This is a genomic window from Streptomyces sp. NPDC059909, from assembly GCF_042730885.1.
Classification (GTDB): Bacteria; Actinomycetota; Actinomycetes; order Streptomycetales; family Streptomycetaceae; genus Streptomyces.
The window spans coordinates 50,421-58,717 of sequence record NZ_JBHWKX010000004.1; the positions used below are offsets into that span (position 1 = coordinate 50,421).

General features: G+C 72.4%; 9 protein-coding genes. 4 read left to right on the plus strand and 5 right to left on the minus strand.

What is annotated here, in order from left to right; all coding sequences use genetic code 11:
• Nucleotides 1–427: 427 nt before the first annotated feature.
• From ACFV9O_RS05440 to ACFV9O_RS05450, 3 genes are all read right to left on the minus strand, one after another.
• Nucleotides 428–892 (minus strand): hypothetical protein, encoded by a 465-nt coding sequence (locus ACFV9O_RS05440; RefSeq protein WP_385412630.1) that lies wholly within the window; start codon nt 890–892, stop codon nt 428–430.
• Nucleotides 893–1,112: 220 nt separating this feature from the next.
• On the minus strand, nt 1,113–2,000 hold the full coding sequence (locus ACFV9O_RS05445) for a hypothetical protein (RefSeq protein WP_385412632.1): 888 nt from the start codon (nt 1,998–2,000) through the stop codon (nt 1,113–1,115).
• 123 nt (nt 2,001–2,123) lie between these two features.
• Nucleotides 2,124–2,432: a MazG-like family protein gene (locus ACFV9O_RS05450; RefSeq protein WP_385412635.1), complete on the minus strand. Its 309-nt coding sequence runs from the start codon at nt 2,430–2,432 to the stop codon at nt 2,124–2,126.
• A 33-nt stretch (nt 2,433–2,465) separates the two neighbouring features.
• Here ACFV9O_RS05450 and ACFV9O_RS05455 point away from each other — a divergent pair, with 33 nt between their 5' ends.
• The 3 genes from ACFV9O_RS05455 (at nt 2,466) to ACFV9O_RS05465 (ending at nt 4,487) form a co-directional block, all read left to right on the plus strand.
• Nucleotides 2,466–3,479, plus strand: coding sequence for a hypothetical protein (locus ACFV9O_RS05455; RefSeq protein ID WP_385412637.1), 1,014 nt, complete (start codon nt 2,466–2,468; stop codon nt 3,477–3,479).
• A 169-nt stretch (nt 3,480–3,648) separates the two neighbouring features.
• Nucleotides 3,649–3,972, plus strand: coding sequence for a nuclear transport factor 2 family protein (locus ACFV9O_RS05460; protein ID WP_385412639.1), 324 nt, complete (start codon nt 3,649–3,651; stop codon nt 3,970–3,972).
• Nucleotides 3,973–4,184: 212 nt separating this feature from the next.
• Nucleotides 4,185–4,487: a cytochrome P450 gene (locus ACFV9O_RS05465; protein WP_385412642.1), complete on the plus strand. Its 303-nt coding sequence runs from the start codon at nt 4,185–4,187 to the stop codon at nt 4,485–4,487.
• A 23-nt stretch (nt 4,488–4,510) separates the two neighbouring features.
• On the opposite strand, the gene ACFV9O_RS05470 is transcribed toward ACFV9O_RS05465, so the two are convergent.
• Together ACFV9O_RS05470 and ACFV9O_RS05475 are read right to left on the minus strand one after the other, a co-directional pair.
• Complete coding sequence (locus ACFV9O_RS05470) at nt 4,511–5,386, minus strand: PhzF family phenazine biosynthesis protein (RefSeq protein WP_385412645.1); 876 nt, start codon at nt 5,384–5,386, stop codon at nt 4,511–4,513.
• Between the two features lie 212 nt (nt 5,387–5,598).
• Nucleotides 5,599–6,363: an SDR family oxidoreductase gene (locus tag ACFV9O_RS05475; protein ID WP_385412647.1), complete on the minus strand. Its 765-nt coding sequence runs from the start codon at nt 6,361–6,363 to the stop codon at nt 5,599–5,601.
• A gap of 133 nt (nt 6,364–6,496) precedes the next feature.
• Between ACFV9O_RS05475 and ACFV9O_RS05480 the strand changes: the two genes are divergently transcribed.
• A complete protein-coding gene (locus ACFV9O_RS05480) occupies nt 6,497–8,128 on the plus strand; it encodes an alkaline phosphatase D family protein (RefSeq protein ID WP_385412648.1) in 1,632 nt (543 codons plus the stop codon).
• Nucleotides 8,129–8,297: the final 169 nt, after the last annotated feature.

Here is an 8,297-nt window from a genome sequence, read left to right on the forward strand (position 1 = left end):
CCCGAAAACGACCAATCCCGCCTTTCTTTGTTCCTCTCCCCCCCCTCTCCGAGGGCGCCCGCTTTGGTCCCCTCCCTACCCCCCCCCCCCCCAGGCCCCCACAGTCGGGTCAGACTGCGGCGGGGACCGCCTCGGCCGTGATGTCGATGGAGTTCTCCAACCGCGTCGGCTACCACGACCACGAGAGCGTCGCCCTCAACCTCGACGGCGCGGCAGCTCGCCGGTGAGGCGTCCGCCGACTTGCAGGACGACGACGCGTACGAACTGGCCTGGGCGGCGATGCTGCGGCTGCTGGACCGGATCGCCCCCGACTTCAAGGACTGACGTTCTCCCAGGCCGGGAGGGGTGGAGCGGCGGCACCGTGCCGTGGGCGCCGCCCCTCCCGGGTGCTGTCGCCCTCGCGCCGTCGCGTCGGAGGCGCCGGCCGTCAGAAGACGAAGGGGCCGGGGTTCTGCGGGGACGTCGCGGTGCAGGTCGCCGTGATGCCGAAGACCACGACGGTGAGGGTCGTCGCCTCGAGGCTGTCGCCCGCGGTGACGGTCCCGTTCAGCGGCCCGGTGGACACGGCGCCGCCCGCCGGGATCGCGGGGTTGGCGTTGCCGGTGAACGTCGCCGTGCCGGAGCCGTTCTTCGTGAGGGTGAGGGTGGACCTGACGGAGTTCGCGGAGATCGGGATGGGGGCGGTGATGGCGGAGGTGGAGACGTTGATCGTCGCGGCCGTGCCGTCCTGGGTGGCCGTGAGGGTCGCCTCGCCGGAGCCGTACGAACCGCAGTCGAACGACAGCGTCGCCGTCGTCGGCTCGACCGCCTGCGCCGCGGGCGCCATGACGAGCGCGCCGGCGGTCAGGGTGCCTAAGAGGACGGTGGCCGTGCGAAGGGTGCCGTGCTTCATGGGGGTCCCGCCTTCGTGTGTGGGGGGTCACGGGATGGCGTCGCCGACTGCCACTGCGTGCGCGCGGCACCCGGCCACGGTGGGACGGGTGGGCAGCCAGTGACAGGTGCCATTGGCGCAGCGACTCCGCGAGAAAGCAAGACAGTTCACATGAGCATCCTCATACACCGGCCCGATCGGGCCATCGGCGCGCGCGGCGTGCAGAGGAGTGGACGGAGCGTCAACTCCGCCAGCGTCCGTGCCGGCAGGTGTAGACCTTGCCCGTCTTCGAGACGCCGACCGCTCCGGCCTTGCTGCAGTACGCGCCGGGCGTGATGGTGCGTTTCGGCAGGTGGTCGCCCAGATCGAAGTCCCCGTCCTCGGTGGGAGCCGGCTCGGCGGCCCGCTGCTCCTTGCGCTCCACGACGGACACGCGCGTCCAGTAGCCCGCGCCGTCCGTCTCGATCTCCTCGCCCCAGCCGACGAGAATGGCCGAAGCCGTCTTCGTCCCGCCGGGGGCCAGCCCGTACGCCTTGGTGAGGTCGTTCGACTTGATCACGCTGCCCGAGGCGTCGAGGAGCTGCACCGTCACGGTGTAGTCGGCTTTCCTCGCGCCCTTGTTGGTGATGGTCACCGGCACTTCGGCGTCGTCGAGCTTGCCGTTCGTCTCGAATTCGCAGGTCAGCTTCCCGAGCCGTACGTGGTCGAGCGGGCCGGACGGATCCGGAGCGGCGGGCGCCCGGCCCGGGGCGTTGCACAGCGGCGCGGCTTTTGCGGCAGGTGCGGCCCGCTCGGTCGCGGACGCCGATGCGCCCGGCCGCGCGGTGGCCGTGGCTCCGCCTTCCTGGGGCGGATCGGAGAGTAGCGCGACGAGGAACCAGAGTCCGGATATCGCCGTGGCCGCGATCTTCTTCCCCCGCGGCCAGTCGCTGAGCCATGCGAGCAGGATCCCGGCGGGCGGGAAGAGGACGAGCAGGGTGATGATCAGCCCCGGGTGCTGCCACTTGGGCCGGGGCGGCGTGGGCTGCGGGTACGAGGACGGGTAGGGCTGCGCGGTGAGGTACGGCTGAGGGTGCGGTTCCGCGGTCAGGTCCGGGTGCGCGCCGGGGTGCGGGTACGGCTCGTTCAAGGATCCGCGCCTTTCGGGGAGTTCGCCGAATCTGGGGGAGCCGCACCCTAGCGCACACAAGATCTTCACAGATAGGGGTGCGGACCTCCGGGTCGGCAGCCGGAGGACCCAGCCGTTGGACCGCTACGACGACCGCGCGGCCACGGTCCGCAGATGGTCCTCGAACACCCGCGGCGCCTCGGGGTTCAGCGTGCGCAGCGCCACCATCGCCGTGACGATCACATCGCACAGCTCGGACTCCACGTCCTGCCAGGTGTGCGTGGTGCCCTTGCGCGGGTTCTGCCCCGTCGCGCCGATGACCGCCTGCGCGACTTCGCCCACCTCCTCCGACAGCTTCAGCACGCGCAGCAGGGTCTCCTCCTCGGGCGCGCGGTCGGTGGCCGCTTCGAGCCAGGCGTGGAGGTGTTCGACGGTGTCCCAGACGTTGTTCATCCGGGGAGCGTGCCATGGGGATAGGGTGCGCGGATGATATTCGGACGAAAGGCGTTCCTGGGCGCCGTCGGTGACTTCGAGAGCGCCGTGCGCGCGCAGGACGCGGAGGGGGCGGAGCGCGCGTTCGCGCAGCTCCACCGGGCGTACGGAAAGGCCGGCGACGCCGAGTTCCGGGAGGCGGGGCCGCGGATGTCGGCGCTGCTCGCGGACGTACCGCCCGGCCCGCGGGCGGTGGCCGCGGTGATCACCGGGGCATGTGTGGAGCGGGGTGCCGACGCCGTGGCGTGCGCTCCCGGGGTACTGGCCGGCGCGCGGGAGGCGTTCGCGGCGGCCGAGGCGTTCTGCGCCCGCTGGGCGGAGACCGGGGGCGGGGACCTCCCCGACCCGGAGGGCGACGAGCTGGCCGACGCGGTCGTCGAGCGGACCGGGCTCGCGCCGGCCGTCGGCTGGTGGACGCTGCCGCAGTGGGAAATGGCCGCCCTGGCCATGCTCAACGCGAAGGCCGTACGCCGGACCTTCGAGGGCAAGGGCGAACTGCTCGCGCTCGTCGACCGGGTCGCCGAGGCCTCCGACCACGAGTTCAAGTGCCTGGCGTACGCGCTGCGCGTCCTCGACGACGAGCCGCTCGTCGTGCTGCACCGCGAGTCCGGTACCGCCTACGCGATGCGCATGACCGGAATCGGCGACAACTTCCAGCTGCACACCCTCCTCGCGGGCGCACTCATCGGCGGCCGCCATGTGCCCGGCGACGCGCCGTCCGCGCAGGAGATCGCCGTGTGCCGGGACGCCGAGGGGCAGGTCCCGACGACCGGCGCGTTCAACCTGGTCGGCGCGGACGGCGGCTGGATCTGGAACGAGGGCACCCCGTCCGACATCGACGTCGTCGACGGCGCCCGGCTGCTGGTCCTCGATCCCCCGCCGTACCAGCGCGGCTGGCCCGCCGGGCGGTTCTTCCCCGGGATGCACGGGGACCTCGTGCTGGAGCGGGTCCTCGGGGCCGACGAGGCCGCGGGCTGGTTCGCGAAGGTGGCCCCCGCGAAGGGGTGACGCGCGTACGGGGGCAACGCGCGTACGGGGTGACGCGCCACGGCCGGGTCAAGGTCCGTGGGGCGGGACGCCGCGGGGTGTACGGGTGAGGTCACGTCCGTACGCACAAACGCGCGCGTACGGACTCCAACGCCCGTGCACCCTGCACCCACGCACCAGAGGAGCGACCATGACCATCCCCGTGGACCGGCTCAGCGACCCGGCCGTACGCGCCTTCGTCAAGGCCGTCAACGCCAACGACCGCGACGCCTTCATGGCCACGCTCACCCCGGACGCGACCATGTCCGACGACGGCTCGGAACGCGATCTCGACGACTGGACCGACAAGGAGATCTTCTCCTCGCGCGGGCACATGGAGATCGAGTCGGAGTCGGACGAGGGGCGCACGCTCGTCGTCCGGTACCGCAACGAGACCTGGGGCGAGATGCGCACGAAGTGGAAGTTCACCGTCGAGAACGGGAAGATCGCGCGCTTCGACACCGGCCAGGCCTAGGAGCGTCCCGGCCGCCGACGAGGACCGGATCTGCGAGTGGAGCAACCGGATGGTGCGGCTCCAGGACCCGGACTTGCACCCGGAGGCGTACGCGGAGCTGGTGAAGGGCATCGACGACGACGCGCTGTGGGCGACGGCGACGGAGGAGTTCCTGCGCTGGAACGGGTCGATACACAACTTCCGGCGTACGGCGACGAGGGGCGCGCAGATCCGTGGGGGTGCCGGTGGCGGCCGGGCAGAAGGCGGTGCTCTTCTACGCGTCGGCGAACCGGGACGAGGCCGCCTTCGCCGACCCGGACGTCTTCGACATCCGCCGCACCCCGAACGAGCATCTGACGTTCGGGGGCGGCGGGCCGCACCACTGCCTCGGGGCGGGCCTCGCCCGGACGCAGATCAAGTCGCCGACGAGGGAGCTGCTGAGGCGGCATGCGCGGGTGGAGCCGACGGGGGAACCGCGGCGGATGCGCTCCGAATTCATCAACGGGATCAAGTACCTGCCGGTGCGCTTCAGCTGACGTCGGCCGCACTTCGGCCGGCGTCAGCCGATACGGGCTCCTTCACCGGCGACGCGGATGCGCGGATCGCCCGCGCGCAGCGTGACCGTGAGCTCGCCCGGGCGGCCCATGTCCTCGCCCTGGTGCAGGGTGAGGACGGCGTCCTCGGGCACCAGGCCGAGCTCACGGGCGTACGCCCCGAACGCGGCCGCCGCCGCACCGGTCGCCGGGTCCTCGACGACGCCGCCGACGGGGAACGGGTCACGCACATGGAAGACGGTGGCGGACTCGCGCCAGACCAGCTGCACGGTCGTCAGGTCCAGACGGTGCATCAGGGCTTCGAGGCGGGTGAAGTCGTACGCGAGATCCGCGAGCCGCGCCCGGGTCGCCGCACCGACGACGAGGTGGCGGTTGCCGGCGAAGGCGATACGGGGCGGGAGCGCGGGGTCCAGATCGGAGGCCGGCCAGTCCAGCGCGGCGAGGGCCTCGGCGAGGTCGTCGGCGTCGACGGGCGCGACGTGCGGCTCGACGCTGGTGAGCGTGGCGCGCAGGACGCCGTCCTCCTCGGTCACCTCGACCGGCACGGTGCCGGCGGGCGTGGCGAAGAGCAGCTCGCCGGGGCCGATGCGCTCGGCGAGCGCGACGGCGGTGGCGATGGTGGCGTGCCCGCAGAAGGCGACCTCGGCCTTGGGGCTGAAGTACCGGAGGGTGAACGCCCGGCCTTCCTCGCCGCCGAGGCCCTCCGGGGGCGGGGTGAGGAACGCGGACTCGGAGTACCCCACTTCGGCGGCGATGGCGAGCAGGTCGTCGTCGCTCAGGCTGCTCGCATCCAGCACGATGCCGGCGGGATTGCCGCCGTCGGGGTCGCTGGAGAACGCGGTGTAACGGAGCACGTCGGCCCCCTGCTGGCTGATCGTCATGTCCGCCCAACGCCCGGCCGGCGACCACTGTTCCCGGTGGGCGGGGTGGGGGCGGGGGCGTCGGCAGCGGGGCATCGACGTCGCCGGGCCCACTCAGCCCGTCCGGCGTTCGAGAACGGACACGCGGGCCGCCCGAACCGCACCGGGCGCACCGCACCGCCCCGAAGGGCAACGCGGCGCCCCAGGGCCGTACAAGGGGCCGGGACCGGGGTTCAGCCCCGGCCGATGTAGGGCATCGTCGTCGCCATCACCGTCGCGAACTGGACGTTCGCCTCCAGCGGGAGCTCCGCCATGTGGAGCACGGTCCGCGCCACGTCCGCCGCGTCCATCACCGGCTCGACGGCGAGGCGGCCGTCGGCCTGGAGGACGCCCGTCTGCATGCGGGCCGTCATCTCGGTCGCCGCGTTGCCGATGTCGATCTGGCAGCAGGCGATCCGGTACGGGCGGCCGTCCAGGGAGAGCGACTTGGTCAGGCCGGTCATGGCGTGCTTCGTCGCCGTGTACGCGATCGACATCGGCCGCGGCACGTGCGCCGAGATGGAGCCGTTGTTGATGATCCGGCCGCCCTGCGGGTCCTGGTCCTTCATCAGGCGGAAGGCCGCCTGGGCGCACAGGAACGACCCGTTGAGGTTGACGTCCACGACGTGGCGCCACGCCTCGTAGGGGAGGTCCTCGACCGGGACGCCGCCGGGCCCGAACGTGCCCGCGTTGTTGAAGAGCAGGTCCAGGCGCCCGTACCGCTCCCGCACCGCGGCGAAGAGGGCCGTGACCTCGTCCGGTGAGGTGACGTCCGTGGGGACGCACACCACGTCGACCGGGCCCGCCGCGCCCGCGAGGGACGCCGTCTCCTCCAGCGCCTCCGCACGGCGGCCGGCGACGACCACCGACCAGCCCGCGCCCGCGAGTGCCAGCGCGACACTCCGTCCGATGCCCGAACCCGCTCCCGTGACCACGGCACTTCTGCGCTCTGCCTCCATGGGCCCGCAGCGTACGGCAGTGCCGCGAACCCGGATCTCATCCGTCCGACACGCGGATGTTGTGCACCCGACAACCACGGGACGTCGCCCCCGACTCCAATGCGACTGACAACAGCCGTCAGGGGAGGGCTACATGACACCCGCACGCCAGCACTCGGGAGAATTCCGGGCCGCCGCACGGCACTTGGGACGCCGTCGCTTCCTCACCGTCACCGGCACCGCCGCCGCGCTCGCCTTCGCCGTCGACCTTCCGGCCGCCGGAGCCGCGAGCGCCGCCGAGCTCGACGCCAGGAAGATCACCGAGGACCCGTTCACGCTCGGCGTGGCGTCCGGAGACCCGCTGCCCGGCTCCGTACTGCTGTGGACGCGGCTCGCGACCCGCCCGTACGAGCCCGGCAGCGGGCTGCCGGACGCCCGCATCACGGTCAAGTGGGAGCTCGCCCACGACGACCGCTTCACCCGGATCGCGAGACGGGGCCAGGCCGTCGCCCACCCCGAGTTCGACCACAGCGTCCACGTCGAGGTCGCCAACCTGGACGCCGACCGCGTCTACTACTACCGCTTCCGCGCGGGCACCTGGATCAGCCCCACCGGGCGCACCCGCACCGCGCCGCGCGACGGCGCGCGGATCTCCGAGCTGAAGCTCGCGGCCGTCTCCTGCCAGGCGTACCACGACGGCTACTTCACCGCGTACAAGCACCTCGCCGACGAGGACCTCGACGCCGTCTTCCACCTGGGCGACTACCTCTACGAGTACGCCGTCAACGCTGTCGGCGGCGCCCGCAACTACACGGACCGGCGCCTGCCCGCGCACTTCAACCGCGAGACCATCACGCTCGAGGACTACCGGCTGCGCTACGCGCTCTACCGCAGCGACCCCGACCTGGCCGCCGCGCACGCCGCGCACCCCTTCGTCGCCACCTGGGACGACCACGAGACCGAGAACAACTACGCGGACGACATCCCCGAGAACGACGTACCGCCGGAGGAGTTCCTGCTGCGCCGGGCCGCCGCCTACCGCGCGTACTGGGAGAACCAGCCGCTGCGCAGGCCCCAGCAGCCCGACGGCCCGGACATGCGGCTCTACCGCCGTCTCCGCTTCGGCCGGCTCGCCCAGTTCGACATCCTCGACACCCGCCAGTACCGCTCCGACCAGGCGTACGGCGACGGCTGGCGGACGCCCGGGCCCGAGTCCGAGGACCCGGCGCGCACCATGACCGGCGAGACGCAGGAGCGCTGGCTGCTCGACGGCTGGCAGGCGTCGGACGCGCTCTGGAACGTCGTCCCGCAGCAGGTCACCTTCGCCCAGCGGCGCGACGTCCCGCGCCCCGACTTCAAGCTGTCCATGGACGCCTGGGACGGCTACCCCGCCTCCCGCAAGCGGGTCCTGGACGGCGCCGCGGCCGCCGGCATCGACAACCTCGTCGTGCTGACCGGCGACGTCCACGTCGGCTACGCCTTCGACCTGAAGCAGGACTTCGACGACCCGGCGTCCCGCACGGTCGGCACCGAAATCGTCGCCACCTCCATCAGCAGCGGCAAGGACGGCGCCGACAAGCCCGCGAACTGGGACAACCTCACCCAGGCCAACCCGCACATGAAGTTCTACAACGGCCGCCGCGGCTACGCGACGGTCACCCTCACCACCGAGCTGGCCCGCGCCGACTTCCGGACGGTCTCCGCGGTGACCACCCCCGGCGCGCCCATCACCACGGTCGCGTCCTTCGTCACCGAGGCCGGAAACCCCGGCCTCACGCCGGCATAGCGGCAAGCTCGCCCGGATAGCGGGAGGGGGGGGGGGGGGTGGGGGAGGTGGGGGAAAGGGGGGGGGGGGGCAAAAGAGGGAAGCGGGGTCGGGGGGGGGGGGGGGGGGGGGGGTGGTGTTTCGGTACTGCGGAGCGACTGAGGGGACGGGAGCGGGTAGGGTGTGGCGT